Here is an 18193-nt window from a genome sequence, read left to right on the forward strand (position 1 = left end):
GTGATTTAACCAGGAGGCAGGCATAATGAAGACAGAAGAATTTGTAAAACTTATGACAGGGCATTTTGATAATAAAGAACAATTTACTGAGATGAAAGCAGCCGGAAAAATATTTCCGTATGCACAGCATGTGAATACAGTCTGCAATGACAAAATAAATAACATCCCTGAGGATTTTCACGGGATATTTATTGTAGAAGATAAAAACACATTTTCATATGATTCTATGAAAAATGTTGATTATATCAAACTGAAAAAATCTGAAAAGTTCACTCCGGCATTGTACCATGAAAATGGTGGCGTCTGGGAAGGTGGCAGCACAAGCCGTTTCTCTCCGGTAATGACATTTAAGCTTTGGGAAAGGTTTTCCGATAGCTGTCTGGAAGTATCTGAAAGTATGGAAGTTAACGGAAAGAGAACTTTTGGATACGATGCTCCGATTATTTATAAAAGAGTATAAAGAATTTATATAAAGCAGCAGAAGAGGGCAGCCGGTATTTTACGAATGTCCTGCTTCTGTTTTTTATGCCTGCTGCTTTTTACGACTGCTGATAAAAATAAGTTGACAAAGAAGATTTTGGATGTAAAATGGATTGGTAGTACCAATTTTTGGAGGAGTAAACTAATGAAGTATCTGAAGCAATTTTTAATTATTCTGATAATATCATTTATCGGAGAGATTCTTAAGGAGATTCTGCCGCTGCCTATTCCGGCAAGTATATACGGCATGGTAATTCTTTTTGTATGTCTGCTGACTAAGGTTATTAAGCTTGAAGATGTCAGAGAGACAGGCAAATTTCTTATAGAAATAATGCCGGTTATGTTTATACCGGCCGGTGTAGGCCTTATGTCATCGTGGAACGTTCTGCGTCCGCTTATTCTTCCAGTAGGAATTATTACGGTTGTAACGGTATTTACGGTAATGGCTGTCAGCGGAAGGATTTCACAGGCGATAATCCGTGCAGGCCAGAAAAATGAGGAAAGTGCAGGAACCATAGATGAATGAATTTTTTGCTAACGCTGCATTTGCAGGTGTGAGCGTAAGTCTTATATCGTACATGATAGGAGTATATCTTAAAAAGAAGCTGAATGTCGGACTTTTTAATCCGCTTCTTATATCAATAGCAGTAACAATAATATTTCTTGTGCTGGCACACATTGATTATGATGCATACAATGAGGGAGCCAGGTATCTGAGCTGGCTTCTGACACCTGCAACAGTATGCCTTGCAATACCGCTTTATGAAGAGTTTGAATTGCTTAAGAGTAATGTCCGCGCCGTAATGTGCGGAATCATATCAGGCGTGCTTACAAGCCTTATAACAATTCTTGTCCTTGCCATGTTTTTCGGGCTTACTCATGAGGAATATGTAACACTTCTGCCAAAGTCAATAACAACGGCAATAGGAATGGGTGTATCCGAAGAACTTGGCGGCTATGTAACTATTACTGTTGCTGTTATTATAATAACGGGTGTTATTGGTAATATTCTTGCGGAATTTATATGTAAAATTTTCAGAATTGAGGAGCCTATTGCCAAAGGAATAGCAATCGGATCTGCAGCACATGCAATCGGTACGGCCAAGGCAATGGAAATCGGTGAAGTTGAGGGCGCAATGAGCAGCCTTTCAATTGCAGTAGCGGGCATATTGACTGTGGTCGGTGCGTCTGTATTTGCACATTTTATATAATAACGGAGTATAGATTAAGATGGGGCGGGAATATGAGAAGGCCGTTGATTATGTGCGCAGAATGATTAGCAGCGGTTCATTGAATGTAGGGGACAGACTTCCGACAGAGCGGGAGTTGTCGCTTGAACTTGACATAAGCCGTAATTCAACGAGGGAAGCCATGAGAATGCTTGAAAATATGGGCATCATAGTGTCACGTCATGGCTCAGGTAATTATATCAGCGGCAACATGGAGAGAACAATATCGGATATGATACATATGATGCTGGCACTTAAACAGGTCTCTCGTCATGATATATGTGATTTCAGAAGAAGCATGGAAAAGACAGTGTGCCATGCTGTAATAGACAGGCTGGAAGCTGGAAGTGATAAACCGGATGAGCTTGATATGGCAGCGGAACTGGCTTATTCTATGGACTGCAGTGACAGTGAGACGGACAGAAGATTTCATTATCTGCTTGTAAAGGCATCAGGCAATGCATTTATCGATATACTTATGAGCGCACTCATAGACGTGTATCGTGAGTGGATAGATGAAGCACTCGAAGCGATAAACGGTGATGATAAGTTACATCTTAAGAAGGCACATGAAGATATAATAAATGCTCTGCATAGCAGGGATAAGTCTGCATGTGACAGAGCAATAGATATGCACTATAATATTAACGAGCAAAGCCTGACAGGACAGCTGCTATCTTTTAAGTAGTATTTCCTCAAGCTTGCCGGCGGCAACACTGTGAGGTTTTGATGTGTCCTGAATGAGACATACGGTTCTGTAGGGAACGGGTTCAAATATACGGATTGGCAGTATAGTTCCTTTTTGAATGAATTCGGATGCCATTTCTTCGGGATAAAAGCCGAGTCCGAGATTGTGCTCTACCATAGGAAGAATCTGGTCTGTAGTGGCAGCTTCCATATCGGGATTAAATGGCATATTGTGATTTAAAAAATACTGCATATACAGTTCACGGGTTGCTGATTCGCCGCCAAGTGATATAAAAGGTATATCGGCAAGATTATTAATACTCTGCATCTTTGCAGCGATATCTGAATATTTTCTTCCCCCGATGAGAATCTCACGGAATGAGTAAAGTGAGGTTTTCTGAAGGGGCTTTTTTATAGTTATGGGGGTTGTTACAACTGCAAAATCAACAAGTCCGTCCTCAAGGGCTTTGACAGCCTGTGGAGAGGAATGATTGGAAATGCGCAGCCTTACACGTGGATATTTTTCATGGAACTCTTCAAGCTTGTTAAGAAGCATAAGGCGCAGCGCTGTTTCACTTGCACCGATAGTAACAATACCGCTTTCAAGACTGTTATCCATTGATATCTCTTTTTCTGCGACTTCAATCTGTTCAAAGGCAACCGCAACATGTTCATAAAGCCTTGTACCTTCAGGTGTAAGTGTTACACCACGGTTCGTGCGGACAAAAAGCTTGCATCCCAGTTCATTTTCAAGATTGTTCATGCATCGTGTTATGTTAGGCTGGTTATTTTCAAGAATCTCAGCAGCCCTCGAGAAGCTTTTGTATTGTGCAACATAATAGAATATTCTATAGTAATCGTAATTTGCCATGCTATCCTCCATATACAAAATATGTATAACCGACATATCAAATATACATTTTACATCTGACTGCGTAAAAAGTATAATACAGTCGGTTTGAAAAATCAATAATCAAAAATATATTGGCGGTGACTGACTGCACTGAAAGGAGAATTTATGATTACGGCTGTTACGGGAATTAACTGGGGAGACGAAGGCAAAGGAAGAATAGTTGATCTGTTAAGTGAGAAGGCTGACTATGTTGTCAGGTATCAGGGCGGTAACAATGCAGGGCACACAGTTGTGACACCTGAAGGAAAGTATGTGCTGAATCTTATTCCATCAGGAATACTGCATCCGGAAGCAGTATGTGTGTTAGGCGGAGGAATGGTAGTTGACCTTGATCATCTCAGACATGAGATGTCAATGCTGCAATATATGAAAGTTAAAATAGATTCGGACAATCTCAAGATTTCGGATAAGGCAACAATATGTATGCCTTTCCATGTGCGTCAGGATGTACTTGAGGAAGAAAGGCTTCTTGAAAAAGGCGCAGCATTTGGCTCAACAAGAAGAGGAATAGCATATGCATACGGCGATAAGTATATGAAAAAGACACTTAGAATGGGCGATCTTCTGAATCTGAATTCGATTGCAATAAAGAGAAGACTTCAGGTTATACTTGAGAGTAAAAACCTCATCATGGAAAATGTCTATGGACAGAATCCGCTTTCATTTGAAGAATTATATAACTGGTGCGAAAGTCAGGCTGAATATTTCCGTAATTATATATGCGATACCGGAAAGCTGCTTAACAATGCTGCCGAGGCAGGAAAAAATATTCTTTTTGAAGCACAGCTTGGCGCTTTAAGGGATATTGATTATGGTATATATCCTTATACATCAAGTTCAAATACCATAGCAGCATATGCGCCTATAGGTGCAGGAATTCCACAGAGAACGCCTGACCGTGTTGTAGGTGTAATGAAAGCATATTCAACATGTGTAGGAGAGGGACCATTTGCTGCTGAAGATGCAATGCCTGAAGAGTGGAATAATAAGCTCCGTAATGCCGGAGGTGAATTCGGGGCAGCAACAGGAAGACCAAGAAGGGTAGGACCTTTTGATGCGGTAGCAAGCAGGTATGGGATAGAATGTCAGGGGGCAGATGATATAGCCCTCACAAAGCTTGATGTACTGAGTGAGTTTGATACAATACCGGTAGTTACTGCCTATGAGCTTGACGGACATACGATTGACACATTCCCTGCTGACAGCAGTCTCGAGAGAGTGAAGCCTGTTGTTGAGGAGTATCCGGGATGGCACTGTGATATATCAGGCTGCAAAAGCTGGGAGGAGCTTCCTAAAGAGGCAAGAGAATACGTGCTGGCAATTGAAAAACTTGTTAATCACAGAATTTATCTTGTGTCAACGGGAGCAGAACGCAGCGAATATATAACAATATCTTAATTGTACGGATTACATCGGTTAAATTATACAGATTGCATGAATTATACAGACTACATGAATGGAGAATGAAAATGAAACTCAGACATCTGATAGGACCACAGGACATTACACTTGAAGAAACTAATAGAATACTTGAACTTGCGCGCAGAATATCTGCCAATATGGACAGCTATTCAGAAGTTGCAAAAAGAAAAAAAGTAGCAACATTGTTCTATGAACCAAGCACAAGAACAAGGCTGTCATTTGAGACTGCAATGCTTAATCTTGGCGGAAGCGTGATAGGGTTCCCGTCTGCCAATGTATCAAGTGCCAACAAAGGTGAGACTGTAGAGGATACAATAAGAGTTATAAGCTGTTATGCTGATATAGCTGTCATGCGTCATCCAAAGGAAGGCGCACCCCTGCTTGCTTCACTCTATTCCAAAATACCTGTAATAAATGCAGGAGACGGCGGTCATAATCATCCGTCACAGACAATGATAGACCTTATGACTATTAAGAGCAGAATGGGAAGGCTCGACCACCTCAAAATTGGAATGTGCGGAGATCTGAAGTTTGGAAGAACCGTTCATTCACTTGTTCAGAGCCTGTCAAGATATGAAGGCAATGAGTTTGTGTTCATATCTCCGGAAGAACTCAGAATGCCGGAATATATGCTTGATGAGCTTCCGATAGATTCAGATGCAAAGTGGCGTGAAGAGAGAAGCCTTGAAAAGGCGCTTCCTGAGCTTGATATACTCTATATGACAAGAGTGCAGCAGGAAAGGTTCTTCAACGAGGAAGACTATCTGAGACTGCGTGACAGCTATATACTTAATGCAGAAAAAATGCAGCTTGCAAAGAGCAACATGGCAGTCCTGCACCCGCTTCCACGAATCAACGAGATCTCAAGGGATGTGGACCTCGACAGCAGAGCTGCATACTTTGAGCAGGTGCAGAATGGCGTCTATGTCAGAATGGCACTGCTGATGTCTTTCATGGGGCTTGAAGACCCACTTACAGGTGAATGTATACTGGGTTAAGCCTGCCCGTCTGAGTTAACCGGTCTTTAACTGCTCTGCTGAGCAAGCAGCTTACGCAGACGTTCAATTTCAGCTTTAAGAGTGGCAATCAGGTCAGCATCCTGCTGATGCTGTTGCCGCTGCTGCTGACAATCTTTATCGTACCGTTCGCGGAATTCCTTCTCATACCTCTCCCGGTATTCTTTTTCTAATTTCTCTTTCAGATGTTTTGTAAATCTCATATTCAGGCAATAATAAGGTTTTGGTCATTCTGACTGCCTCATCCGGCAGCTCAGGATTATGATATGTAACACGTATAAATGCTTTGCCTATTAATTTATATATAATATCGCATTGCGTGGTTTACGTCAACGTAAAAATTTTTTTAATAACAAATTAGAATAGTAAATTGAATAATGAACAGAATATTTACAATGATATAAAGATATAGACCTAATTAGGCACACAAACATTACCTTACAATTTATCTATAAGAATACATAGCATGCCGCATAAGACAATGGCTGTCAGGGCATGATGCAAAGTATTCAATGGCAGGTTGGAGACGTGTGGTAATGGGTAGTTATGATGAGATGCTGGTGAGGCTGGAAAAATACAGAAAATCTATCCCCATGAAGCAGAAGCAGATGGGGCAGGCTATCGGTGTCAGTCAGGAACAATATTCATACCTTGAGAATGGTAATACAAAGCTTACGGATAAGAATCTGAAGGCACTTGCAGATACCGGAGCAGACATTGATTATATTATCACGGGTGAGCATTTTCAATATAGTGCTGATGAGCTTGAGGACGAGATTAACAGAGCCGGTAAGGAACGTGATTTTGCCTTGAAAATGGTTGCTAATGTTATGAGTGAAAAGATTGAGCGCGGTGAACTGCAGAATGTCAGTCGGTCAGAGGCGAAACTTATAGAGGCAATGGCTGATTCGTGGGATGATTTCTCGATGGTCAATTTTGTCAGGGAGGAAGAGCAGTGTTCCCAGATAGAGATGGCTCAGCGTCTTGGAGTAGGAATAAAAAAATATCGTGAGCTTGAGAAGGAAACGCTATATCCGGATGCAGAACTGCTGCTTAGCTTATATAATATGTCAGGCTATCAGCCTGCATTGTTCATGAACCTTTGCGACAGAAGAATGCTTGCTGTCAAAATGTTGTGGTCTGCATTTGAAGCTGGAGATAAATCACAATTGCTTGATTTTGTAAGAAATTTGAGGAATATTATGCAGGGGAATACAGATGAGCAGAAGAATAATGATTATAGAGGATAACGAAACAACACGAGAAATTCTGGCATCAGCAGTAGAAGATGTGTGCCCTGACGCAGACATAAGAAAATTTGCAGATACAAAAGGAGCGGTTGAGACAGCGATAAACAGCAGGATAGATTTATTTCTTGTTGATATAATAACTAACACTAATGTGCCCGGGGATACCTCGGGCATTCGTTTCGTTGAGGCAGTCCGCCGTATAAATGAATATGAATTCACGCCGGTCATATTTATAACTTCATTAGAAGATCCGGCAATGTATGCATATGCACAGCTGCATAGTTTCAGTTATATAGAAAAGCCTTTTGACATTGACTGCGTTAAAGATGCAATAGCCAAAGCACTCCGTATGCCTCAGGCACATATTAACGACAGACAGATGTTTTTCAGAAGCGATGGAATCTTATTCCCAGTAAAATGTTCAGAAATTATTTACATAGAAAATATAGATCATAAAGCACATTTTCACAAAGTCACAGGAGAAGAACTAATAATCCCCAAAAAGACATGCAGGCAGATACTGGAGGAGGCAGACAACGATGCGCTTATCCAATGTAACCGCGGTGTAATCATCAACAGGAACTACATCGAACACATAGACCTGACTAACAGATGCATCCGTATGAGAGGCATAGATGCGGGTATAGTGATTGGCGTTACATTTGTTAAGAAGATAATCGGGATGATTAAGGATGGTTGATTATAAAATTTGCTGGGTTATAGAGATTTTAATGATAATTAGCTGCTTACACAAAATAGAAGGAAAGAAATTTATATTGAATGCTAGAACTATTATATTAGTGATTTCAGATGTGTTAATATTAAACGCTGTAGATAAAGGAATGATTCCTGATATTGCTAGTATTTTAGTATATCCGTTAATAGCTGGATATACTTTTTTGCAGTTCGGAAGTGGGATAAAAAGAAGCATTATAGATATCTGTATAATGTTTGTTTTTCTTGGCATTATACAGATGTTTTGTACAATGCCTGTTACTTATGTATTTCAAAGATATCTTGATGAAGATACAATGTCATTAATTATTTATATTGTGGCTCTGTTTGTATATTTAATAAGTACACATTTTATTGATTTGCATGCATTGGAAGAAATATTCTTAAAATCAGAGCTGTTATTAATAGGTGTAATGATAATAGGAACGATAATTGTAGTAGCAGCATTGATTATGACGAAAGCATTGGCAGGAATGTTTTTTGGAGAGTATATAACAGCCTTTATCCTTATAGTTATGATTTTTGCAATTACAGTTAGCTGGAATAATTATAAGCAAAAGGCAATAGAGGCATCATCAGAACTCCATGCATATAAGATATATGAAGAATCATATAAGAATCTCATTGATGAAATAAGAGTCAGACAGCATGATTTTGATAATCATTTAAATGCTATATATAATCAGCATACTATATATAAAACCTATGATGAGTTGGTATTGCATCAACAATTGTACTGTAACCAGCTTATTGCAGATAATAAGTATAAGAAACTGTTATGTATTGGAAATTCAGCTGTAATAGGTTTTCTGTACGGAAAATTCCTTGAAGCTGAGAAAAAGGGCATTCAGATTGATTATGACATTCATATTATTGAACTTAATATTGGAATACCAATACACAAAATTATTGAAATACTCGGTAATTTTATAAATAATGCAATTGATGCCTTGGAGGTATATAGTCCGAAAAGGCTGCATGTGCAAATTATAGAGAGTAATAGTGATTTTGTGTTATTTGTGGATAATTCAGGGGAATACATAATTACAGAAGAGTTTTCTAACTTTTTTAGAAAGGGATATAGCAAAAAAGGAGATGGAAGGGGACTTGGACTATACGCAATTAAGAAAATGAGTATGGAGTATGAATTTGATATTATATGCTGTAATGAATTAATTGATGAATCTAATATGGTTAGGTTTGGAATAAGAAAGAATAAAGAGACTACCAAACAAAATTAAGTGAGGCAGTCTCTTGCTTTTATTAAAGGCTATTTTTATCAGGATATTCGTATTCTCCGAAGAACAATACACAAGGATGAGACGAGCTTATCCAAAAAGAAAACGCCATGCACCCCATCAGTACATTCCTTACTGCCGGTGAGAATAATTTTTTCATGCTTACTAAACCTCCTTTTTAATTTTTTTTGCAACTCCCAGTTGAAATGTATTAAGTATAATAGTCCAAAAGCCGGTTATAATGTAGCGGCTGTCAGGCTTCATACACATTACGAAAATATATACAGCAATAACGGCAATAACCTTCAGCCGCAGGCGGAACCTGGTATTATTGCTTAGCTTAAGGTGTTTTGCGGATGTTACGGGACCGATTATGAAAGAGACTGCCGCACATATCACAAGCATCAGAATCCGCGCAAAAAGTACCGGCGTGAATAAAGGCAGCACTTTAATTATAATAACCATAAATGCAAGTGAAAGCAGTAGGCACCCTGCATATGTGCGGCAGTGTATACCTCCGGTTGTTGAACGTACTATCTGAAAGACAACTATTGTCCATAGATATAATCTGATGTCATATATGAAGAAAAGTCCTATGATCAGGAATTTGCTCAGCTCAGATAGCAGAGTGACCGTAAAGAAACGGAGCTGTGCCATCTGATAGTCTGTAAAATCATACTTTATCTGAATATAATTCTGTAAATGTTCCATTCCCATAATCCGATAAAAATTCCCAATGAATATCTGCCAAATTAATAACCAATTGCGATTATATTTAAGAAAAAGTAAAAAAATGGAATTTGGAGCTGAATTAAGCGAATTTGAACGTGAATTAACGATATGTCGAAATTGATAAAAAATTATCAATTTTTATTGTTAGCAGGTGGAGGATATTGTATAATATGTATATTACAAAATATCAGAAAGCGGGATTATGCAGAGGAGGGATTTAATGGCAGAACAAAGAGAGCTGATTATAAAGCTCGGACAGAAGATAACTGACCGTATCGGAGTTAAGGTGACCACGGAAGATCCTGAATACTGGGGACTTGCCGGAGTTGTCACAGACGAGATGGCAGAGGTCGCACTTGGAATGAAGGTAAGAGTGCCTATGACACTTGAGCAGGTTGCGAAGAAGTGTAAGAAGAGTGTTGAGCGTACGGAACAGCTTCTTCAGGAGATGAGTGTAATAGGACTTATCGAGTATAACTGGGAGAACGAGGACAGGCACAAGCAGTATATACTCCCGATGTTCGTTCCGGGAAGTGCTGAATTCATGGTAATGAACGGCAGGCAGGTCGAGGAACATCCGGAGGTCGCTGATTTCTTTGAGCAGATGTCACGTCTTCCGCTTGAGAAGGTAACACCTATGGTTCCACCGGGAGGAGCAGGCATAGGAATGCATGTAATTCCTGTTGAGACAGCGATTCCTGCAACGCCTGAATCTGTAAGCATTGAGCACATTTCATACTGGCTCAATAAGTACAAGGACAAGTATGCAGTAGGTGCATGCTCATGCCGCAGACAGCAGCGTGTGCGTGGTGAAGGTACAGGTGATATAGAGGGAGATCTGTGTATAGGTGTCGGTGATATGGCAGATTACCTTGTTGAGACAGGCAGAGGACATTACGCAGATATTGATGAAGTAATGGCGATACTTAAGCGTGCTGAAGATAACGGATATGTACATCAGATAACCAATATTGACGGTGAGGATAAGATATTTGCAATATGTAACTGCGCAGTAGGTGTATGTAATGCGCTCAGGACATCACAGCTTTTTAATACACCTAATATGTCACGTTCGGCATATCGTGCAAGTGTAACTCCTGACCGCTGTGTTGCATGTGGAAGATGTGTGCAGTACTGCCCTACGGGTGCTGCCAAGCTCGGACAGAAGCTGTGTACGAAGAACGGCCCTGTAGAATATCCGCAGCATGAGCTTCCTGACACTGTGAAGTGGGGACCTGAGAAGTGGGACAAGAATTATCGCGACAATAATCAGATTAACTGTTACGATACGGGAACAGCACCATGTAAGAGTGCCTGTCCTGCACATCTTCCGGTTCAGGGCTACATAAAGCTTGCATCACAGGGAAGATATATGGATGCACTTAAGCTGATTAAGACAGAGAATCCGTTCCCCGCCGTATGCGGTGCCATATGTAACCGTAAGTGTGAGGATGCATGTACAAGAGGAACGATAGACCAGGCAGTTGCCATAGACGAGATTAAGAAGTTTATAGCAGAGCAGGAGCTTCACGAAGCCAACAGATATATACCTGAGACAGTCAACCATGAAGGTAAGCAGTTCGAGCAGAAGATTGCAATAATCGGTGCGGGACCTGCCGGAATGTCAGCAGCTTATTATCTCAGATGCAAAGGCTATCCGGTAGACATCTTTGAGAAGGAAAAGACACCGGGCGGCATGATACTTAACGGAATCCCATCCTTCAGACTTGAGGAGCAGGTAATTGAGGCAGAGGTTGACGTACTCCGCAAGATGGGAATAGGTTTTAAGTGCGGAGTAGAGGTAGGCAGGGATATAACTATTGAGCAGTTAAGGCAGCAGGGCTATAAGGCATTTTATATTGCTATAGGAGCTCAGGGCGGAAGAAAGCTCGGAATCGCAGGAGAGGATGCTGATGGAGTTATAGCCGGAGTTGAGTTCCTCAAGAAGATTAATACTGATGAGAAGAGCGCCCATATCAAGGGAAGAACAGTTGTAGTCGGAGGCGGCAATGTTGCCGTGGATGTTGCGAGAACAGCTTTGAGAGCAGGTGCATCGGAAGTGACGATGGTGTGTCTTGAAGACAGGGAGAGCATGCCGGCGGCAAAGGATGAGATTGAAGAGGCACTTGAAGAGAACATCACAATCAATAATTCATGGGGACCAAAGGAGATACTAACAGACGGAGGTAAGGTTACGGGTATTGTATTCAGGAAGTGTACAGCCGTACGTGAGGCACAGGGACGATTTAATCCACAGTATGACGAGAATGATACGATGACGATTGAATGTGATAATGTGCTTGTGTCAGTAGGACAGTCAGTTGTATGGGGAAGCCTTATTGAGGGTACAAAGGTAGAGCTTAATCCTAATATGACTGTTAAGGCAGACCCTGTGACGTACCAGACAGCGGAGCCGGATATATTTGTGGGCGGTGATGTGTATACAGGACCGAGATTTGCAATAGACGCGATTGCGGCAGGCAAGGAAGCATGCGAGTCAATTCACAGATATGTGCATAAGGGACACAGCCTTACATTGGGACGTAATCTGCGTCAGTTCCCATCGCTTGACAAGGATAATCTTGCGATTGAGCCGGACAGCTATGACAATGCGCCGCGTCAGGCATGCCATAAGAAGACGGATGAGAACGGGCTTACATTCAGAGATCTGCGCAGTACATTTACAGAGGAGCAGGTTAAGAAGGAAGCAGCAAGATGCCTTGGCTGCGGAGCTACAGTGGTAGACCCTAACAAATGTATCGGCTGCGGCTTATGCACAACCAAATGCGAATTTGACGCGATACATCTTTCAAGGGATATACCTGAAGCAAGCACGATGCGCAAATCGGAGGATAAGATGAAAGCAATTCTTCCGTATATGCTTAAGAGAGAGATTAAGATTAAGTTCAAGAAGGACAAATAATACAATGCATGAGCTTGGAATTATTGTACATATTTCAAGGACACTCACAAAGCTGGCGGATGAGAAGAAGCTGAGTAAAATAGGCTCTGTGACTTTAGAGGTCGGTGAGGTCAGTGGAATAGTGCCTGATTATATGACGGATGCGTGGAATTATTACAAAAAGAAGACACCGCTTCTTGCGGAATCTGAACTTAGGATGGAGACACTCCCGGCAGTAACTTTCTGTGAGGAATGTGGGAATACATATGAGACGGTCAGGTACGGAAGGATATGCCCAAGGTGCAGCAGTCCGAGGACATATCTGCTTACCGGCAGCGAATGCAGCATAAAAGAGATAGAAGCGTGCTGATTGCACGGAATATGAATGGAGGGTGATTTTTATGTTATTTCATGTTTATGGAAGTGATGCAGTCTGTCAGTGGATAGCAATGCTGGCAGTGCTGGCAGGACTTATCCTGCTTAATGAATTTGCAAGAAGGACAAAGGCAGGCGGACTTCTTATGTTCGGAGTTATACCTCTTGCACTTACGGTATATTTTGTAGTGATTGCAGTTGCGGCACGAATGGGAGCAGAGTGGGCGGTTAACAACCAGACCCATATGTATATGAACGGCTGGTTCCATTATATGAAGCTCTATGCTTCACTTGCGGGATGTATCGGCTTTATGATGATTAAGTATGAGTGGGGAATCGGTAAGACGCACTGGTTCAAGGCATACCCGTTTGCAATCGTTGCAATCAACATACTTATTGCTGTGGCGAGTGATTTTGAATCGGCAATTAACGGCTGGTATTCATGGTGGCTTTCATCTGAAGGCGTATGGCTGTATGGCGGCTGGCATAATGTAATGAACGGAATCGCAGGACTTATTAATATATTCTGTATGACAGGCTGGTGGGCAGTCTATTCATCCAAGGATAAGAAGGATATGATATGGCCGGATATGATATGGGTATATATTCTTGTATACGACGTATGGAATTTTGCTTATACATATAACTGCCTGCCGACACATTCATGGTTCTGTGGTGTTGCGCTGCTTCTTGCACCTACTGTTGCAGCACTTATCTGGAATAAGGGCGGATGGATTCAGAACCGTGCCAACACACTCTGCATATGGTGTATGTTTGCACAGATATTTCCATTGTTCCAGGAGACGTTTGCAGACGGAACCAAGCTGTTCCCATGGGCTGCGATTACAACACAGTATGCAGACGGAACACTTAACGGCATAGCGGCGGGTACATCAGTTAATGCTGATCCTACGGCTATGACGGTTGTCAGTGCTCTTGCTTTAATTGTAAATATAATTGCAATTGTATACATTATCTGGAAGTCTGTAAAGACAAAGACCAACCCATACAAGGGTGAGATATTCAAGGATTTCAAGTATTATAAGGAAGCAGCCGACAGAGCTGAGATCAGGTAAATGTAATGGATATGAAGATAATAGAGGTAAAGCAGAGTATATTTGCGGATAATGACGCTGATGCAGATAGACTAAGACAGCAGCTTAAGGCGGAGGGGACATTTCTTCTTAATGTTATGTCCTCTCCCGGAAGCGGTAAGACAACTACACTTGTTAAAACAATTAACGCCTTGTCTGATGAGTTCAGAATTGGTATAATGGAAGCCGACATTGACTCTGATGTGGATGCACGGACAATGTCAGATAATACTAAGGCAAAGACTATTCAGATTCATACAGGCGGAATGTGTCATCTTGATGCGGATATGACAAGGCAGGGAATTACAGAGCTTGGAACAGATGATGTTGACCTGGCAATCCTTGAGAATGTAGGTAATCTTGTATGTCCGGCAGAGTTTGATACCGGAGCGTCTAAGAATGTCATGATACTGTCAGTGCCTGAAGGACATGATAAACCACTCAAGTATCCGCTTATATTTACGGTATGCGATGCGCTTCTGATTAATAAGATTGATGTACTGCCATATTTTGATTTTGATATGGATAAGGTTACGGAATATGCGCATATGCGTAATCCTGATATTAAGATATTCCCGATATGTGCCAAGACCGGTGAAGGGATGGATGCATGGTATGAGTGGCTTCGCACGGAGGTAAAGGAGTGGAGAAGTTAGATATCAGCATAAGAACCGCAACGCCTGATGATGCAGAAGGACTGCTGGCAATTTATGCACAATATGTTGAAAATACGGCAGTTACATTTGAGTATTCTGTTCCGTCTGAAGCAGAATTCAGACGCAGAATTGAGAATACGCTTAAGAAGTATCCGTATCTGGTGGCAGTATCACAGGGAGAGATTGTCGGATATGCCTATGCCGGAGAATTCAGAAAGTGCGGTTATAAGTTCGGACGCTGGTATAATGTAGCCTGGATGGAGAAGTATATTAATGATCATGAACGTAAGCCACAGCCTGTTAAGACATTCCGGGAGATAGCTGCGGATATAATTGAATGACACAGTTAAGGCATAGAGCGTTTTGATTAAAATATTGTACTTAATGAGAAATAATACAGATGATGATATATTGTCTGTATTATTTTTTGCCTTAATATAGTGTCCGGGCATAAATGTCTATTGGGGCTTCTGTCACTAACATCATATTAACCAAGGAAAAATCACAGAAAAATCACATTTATACTATTGACCCTGAAGTTTACTTCAATGATATGCTATATACATGAAATTAATTTTTTGTGGTATGGTGCAAAATGGCGGAATGGAGGATTAGTGTGATTAATAAAAGATATATAAAGACAGCGGGAGCAATTATAAGTGCAGCAGTGCTGCTTGTGTCAGCAGGCTGCGGAAGCCGGAACAATGTGCCGGGTGGCAGTGTGCAGGCGGAAAGTATTGCAGGCAATGATAAGGGAAGTACATCAGTCAGTACGGCAGATGTGACACTGACACGCGATTCGGAATATCCCGATTATTATGAGCAGGAAGTACGCAAGACAATACAGACACTTGACGATACAATTACCGGAGACAGCGTGAGCTATATATTTATCACGGATACACATCTTGACAGCAATGAAGCAAGCACAACGGCGGCATACCGTATGTATAATGCAGTTGTGGATGTTGCGAATAATTCTGATGTCGATTTTGTATGTGTCGGCGGTGACATATATGATGGAAGACATGCGGAGGAGAACGGCAAGGCTAATGCAATGCAGATAATCCGTAATGTGGCAGAGATACTGTCGACATGCAATAAGCCGGTATTTTTCCTGCATGGCAACCATGATGATAACAGCTTTTCGGCACAGGTTGACGGCAATCTGCTTTACAGTGCCGACTATATTATCAATAAAGAGGAGTGGTATTCCGTTACAATGGCATATTTTCCGCAGTATGCTACAGAGTATGAGCACGGATATTTTTATTATGACCTTCCAGGTAAGAATGTGCGTGTTGTCTGCCTTAATATGAGCGACAGTGACGACACGGTGGTTAATGGTGAGCAGAATGAGATGGGCATGTACTTTTACGGATATAAGGATAAGCAGATAGACTGGCTTCTTGACAAAGCATTTGCAAGGGAGGACTGCCGGTACCTTATAATGTCACATGATGCATTTGATTATCCGGAAGGTTATAATGTTTCAAGTAACAGAGATACATTGCATGATATTCTGACTGCGGCATATACACATCAGAATTATAATAACGGCAGGTTTGCCAAAGATTTTTCCTTATGGAACAGCAATATAGTACTTTATAATTGTGGTCATCTTCATATGGAAAGAGTATATATGGCACCTGACATGGGCGGGCTCCCGCTTATTAATACAGATAAAGGAAAGGTTGCAGAACATGGCGTATGGGGAACATTCGGTTCTAACGGATACTGGTGCCAGAAGCCGAGAACAGCGGGAACCATTACAGAGGCGCTTTTTGATATAGTTGTAAGTAAGCCGGATGAGCTTGACTTTGTAAGGTTCGGAGCAGGTGATGACTGGCAGGTAAAATATTAGGATTTACTATCAACAGACGTACCGGCAGCGCCGAAGCTTATGCGGCAGCCACGAATCAGGCAGAGGCTTGACATAATAGAAAAATAGTATAATAATGTTAAGGGGTTCTGCTTTGGCAGGGCCCTTTTAAGGTTAAATCAGTCTGGATACATTTGCGTCAGAAGAAAGGGGCAGGCATGAATAAAGAGAATAACAGAGAGGTTGAGACGTCCGGAATAAAAAGAAGCAAATATGAGATAGATATGTGCAATGGTACAATTATGGATAAGCTGATATCATTCGCACTTCCGCTTATGTTGTCCGGCGTGCTGCAGCTTATGTTTAATGCTGTTGATATTATAGTGGTTGGAAGATTCACCGGAAGCCAGGCACTCGCTGCGGTAGGTTCGACAAGCGCACTCATTAATATATTTACCAATCTCTTTATTGGAATATCACTTGGAAGCAATGTGCTTGCAGCCAGATTCTATGCGGCAGGAAAGTCAAAAGAGATGTCGGAGACAGTCCATACTTCAATAACAATAGCATTAATAAGCGGAATAATAATGGCTTTTGTGGGAGCCATATTTGCAAAAGGTGCATTGGAACTCATGGATACTCCGGATGATGTAATAGATCAGTCTGTACTTTATATGCGGATATATTTTATGGGCATGCCGTTTTTTATGCTGTATAATTATGGCGCAGCAATATTAAGGGCTGTCGGAGATACAAAAAGGCCGCTTTTATTTCTTATAATATCAGGAATTACCAATGCGGTGCTTAACCTTATACTTGTAATCGTATTCGGACTTGGAGTTGCCGGTGTTGCTATAGCGACAGTTATTGCTCAGCTCATTTCATGCGTGCTTGTCCTCACATGCCTTTGCCGTTCGCAGAGCAGTTACCGCCTGTATTTTAATAAACTCGGAATACGCAGGGACTATATGGTTCAGATATTCAAGGTTGGTGTGCCGGCCGGAATACAGAGCGTTGTAATCAATTTTTCAAATGCACTGCTTCAGTCTTCTGTTAATTCATTCGGCTCTACGGCGATGGCCGGATATACAGCGGCCAATAATCTGCTGGGATTCTTATATGTATCGATTAATTCAGTGACACAGGCCTGCATGAGCTTTACAAGCCAGAACCTTGGTGTTGGAAAGTTTAAGCGTATGGACCGTGTGCTTATCGACTGCATTATTTTGTCAGTTGCTGTTTCAATAGTTATGGGAAGTTCATTTTACATATTCGGCAGGCAGCTTATAGGAATATATACATCAGATGCCGAGGTGGTAAAATGTGGCATGGAAATACTCGCATATACAACGCTTACATATTTTCTCTGCGGAATTATGGATCTTATACCTGGTGCCCTTAGAGGAATGGGATATTCAGCAGTACCGATGGTGTTATCAGTAATAGGAACTGTAGGAACAAGAGTGTTCTGGATATTTGGCATATTCCCTTATCACAGATCACTTGGAATATTGTTTGTATCATATCCTGCGTCCTGGGGGCTTACAATCGTTCTGCAGGCGGCATGTTTCTATTTTGTGAGAAAGCGTGTACATGGGAAAAGACTATTTGTTAATTAATGCGGCCGTATATTATAAGAAAT

18 protein-coding genes are annotated in these 18193 nt (G+C 41.3%); 16 read left to right on the top strand and 2 right to left on the bottom strand.

Annotation, left to right across the window (positions count from 1 at the left end):
• Positions 1-22 precede the first annotated feature (22 nt).
• From NQ488_02190 to NQ488_02205, 4 genes are all read left to right on the top strand, one after another.
• Positions 23-460 (top strand): hypothetical protein, encoded by a 438-nt coding sequence (locus NQ488_02190; protein UWN97084.1) that lies wholly within the window; start codon positions 23-25, stop codon positions 458-460.
• Between the two features lie 165 nt (positions 461-625).
• Positions 626-1006 carry a CidA/LrgA family protein gene (locus tag NQ488_02195; protein ID UWN96143.1) on the top strand — a complete coding sequence of 127 codons (381 nt, stop codon included), beginning with the start codon at positions 626-628 and terminating at the stop codon, positions 1004-1006.
• On the top strand, positions 999-1691 hold the full coding sequence (locus tag NQ488_02200) for an LrgB family protein (protein UWN96144.1): 693 nt from the start codon (positions 999-1001) through the stop codon (positions 1689-1691). The genes NQ488_02195 and NQ488_02200 overlap by 8 nt, the downstream gene beginning before the upstream one ends.
• Before the next feature lie 19 nt (positions 1692-1710).
• Positions 1711-2397, top strand: coding sequence for a GntR family transcriptional regulator (locus NQ488_02205; protein UWN96145.1), 687 nt, complete (start codon positions 1711-1713; stop codon positions 2395-2397).
• Here NQ488_02205 and NQ488_02210 read toward each other — a convergent pair.
• Positions 2383-3267 (bottom strand): LysR family transcriptional regulator, encoded by an 885-nt coding sequence (locus NQ488_02210; protein UWN96146.1) that lies wholly within the window; start codon positions 3265-3267, stop codon positions 2383-2385. The genes NQ488_02205 and NQ488_02210 overlap by 15 nt on opposite strands.
• A 147-nt stretch (positions 3268-3414) precedes the next feature.
• Between NQ488_02210 and NQ488_02215 the strand changes: the two genes are divergently transcribed.
• The 5 genes from NQ488_02215 to NQ488_02235 all read left to right on the top strand — a co-directional run bounded on the left by NQ488_02215 (position 3415) and on the right by NQ488_02235 (position 8973).
• Positions 3415-4707 carry an adenylosuccinate synthase gene (locus tag NQ488_02215; GenBank protein ID UWN96147.1) on the top strand — a complete coding sequence of 431 codons (1293 nt, stop codon included), beginning with the start codon at positions 3415-3417 and terminating at the stop codon, positions 4705-4707.
• Positions 4708-4778: 71 nt separating this feature from the next.
• Positions 4779-5729 carry an aspartate carbamoyltransferase gene (pyrB, locus tag NQ488_02220; GenBank protein UWN96148.1) on the top strand — a complete coding sequence of 317 codons (951 nt, stop codon included), beginning with the start codon at positions 4779-4781 and terminating at the stop codon, positions 5727-5729.
• Between the two features lie 554 nt (positions 5730-6283).
• Complete coding sequence (locus NQ488_02225) at positions 6284-6997, top strand: transcriptional regulator (protein UWN96149.1); 714 nt, start codon at positions 6284-6286, stop codon at positions 6995-6997.
• Positions 6966-7697 carry a response regulator gene (locus NQ488_02230; protein UWN96150.1) on the top strand — a complete coding sequence of 244 codons (732 nt, stop codon included), beginning with the start codon at positions 6966-6968 and terminating at the stop codon, positions 7695-7697. The genes NQ488_02225 and NQ488_02230 overlap by 32 nt, the downstream gene beginning before the upstream one ends.
• Complete coding sequence (locus NQ488_02235) at positions 7690-8973, top strand: GHKL domain-containing protein (GenBank protein UWN96151.1); 1284 nt, start codon at positions 7690-7692, stop codon at positions 8971-8973. The genes NQ488_02230 and NQ488_02235 overlap by 8 nt, the downstream gene beginning before the upstream one ends.
• A gap of 162 nt (positions 8974-9135) precedes the next feature.
• Here NQ488_02235 and NQ488_02240 read toward each other — a convergent pair whose 3' ends face one another.
• A complete protein-coding gene (locus NQ488_02240; GenBank protein ID UWN96152.1) occupies positions 9136-9681 on the bottom strand; it encodes an accessory gene regulator B family protein in 546 nt (181 codons plus the stop codon).
• A gap of 241 nt (positions 9682-9922) precedes the next feature.
• Here NQ488_02240 and NQ488_02245 point away from each other — a divergent pair, with 241 nt between their 5' ends.
• The 7 genes from NQ488_02245 to NQ488_02275 all read left to right on the top strand — a co-directional run bounded on the left by NQ488_02245 (position 9923) and on the right by NQ488_02275 (position 18170).
• On the top strand, positions 9923-12625 hold the full coding sequence (locus NQ488_02245; protein ID UWN96153.1) for an FAD-dependent oxidoreductase: 2703 nt from the start codon (positions 9923-9925) through the stop codon (positions 12623-12625).
• Positions 12626-12629: 4 nt separating this feature from the next.
• Positions 12630-12974, top strand: a complete 345-nt coding sequence (locus tag NQ488_02250; GenBank protein UWN96154.1) for a hydrogenase maturation nickel metallochaperone HypA — start codon at positions 12630-12632, stop codon at positions 12972-12974.
• Positions 12975-13005: 31 nt separating this feature from the next.
• Positions 13006-14055 carry a DUF5692 family protein gene (locus tag NQ488_02255; protein ID UWN96155.1) on the top strand — a complete coding sequence of 350 codons (1050 nt, stop codon included), beginning with the start codon at positions 13006-13008 and terminating at the stop codon, positions 14053-14055.
• A gap of 5 nt (positions 14056-14060) precedes the next feature.
• Positions 14061-14729, top strand: a complete 669-nt coding sequence (gene hypB / locus NQ488_02260; GenBank protein ID UWN96156.1) for a hydrogenase nickel incorporation protein HypB — start codon at positions 14061-14063, stop codon at positions 14727-14729.
• Complete coding sequence (locus NQ488_02265) at positions 14717-15070, top strand: GNAT family N-acetyltransferase (protein ID UWN96157.1); 354 nt, start codon at positions 14717-14719, stop codon at positions 15068-15070. Before hypB ends, NQ488_02265 begins: the two co-directional genes overlap by 13 nt.
• A 275-nt stretch (positions 15071-15345) precedes the next feature.
• Complete coding sequence (locus tag NQ488_02270; protein ID UWN96158.1) at positions 15346-16593, top strand: metallophosphoesterase; 1248 nt, start codon at positions 15346-15348, stop codon at positions 16591-16593.
• A gap of 176 nt (positions 16594-16769) precedes the next feature.
• The gene (locus NQ488_02275; protein ID UWN96159.1) at positions 16770-18170 is read left to right on the top strand and encodes an MATE family efflux transporter; all 1401 of its coding nucleotides are present in this window, start codon (positions 16770-16772) and stop codon (positions 18168-18170) included.
• Positions 18171-18193 lie beyond the last annotated feature (23 nt).

The sequence above is a fragment of the [Bacteroides] pectinophilus genome, from assembly GCA_025146925.1.
In the GTDB taxonomy this organism is placed as follows: Bacteria; Bacillota; Clostridia; order Lachnospirales; family Lachnospiraceae; genus Bacteroides_F; species Bacteroides_F pectinophilus.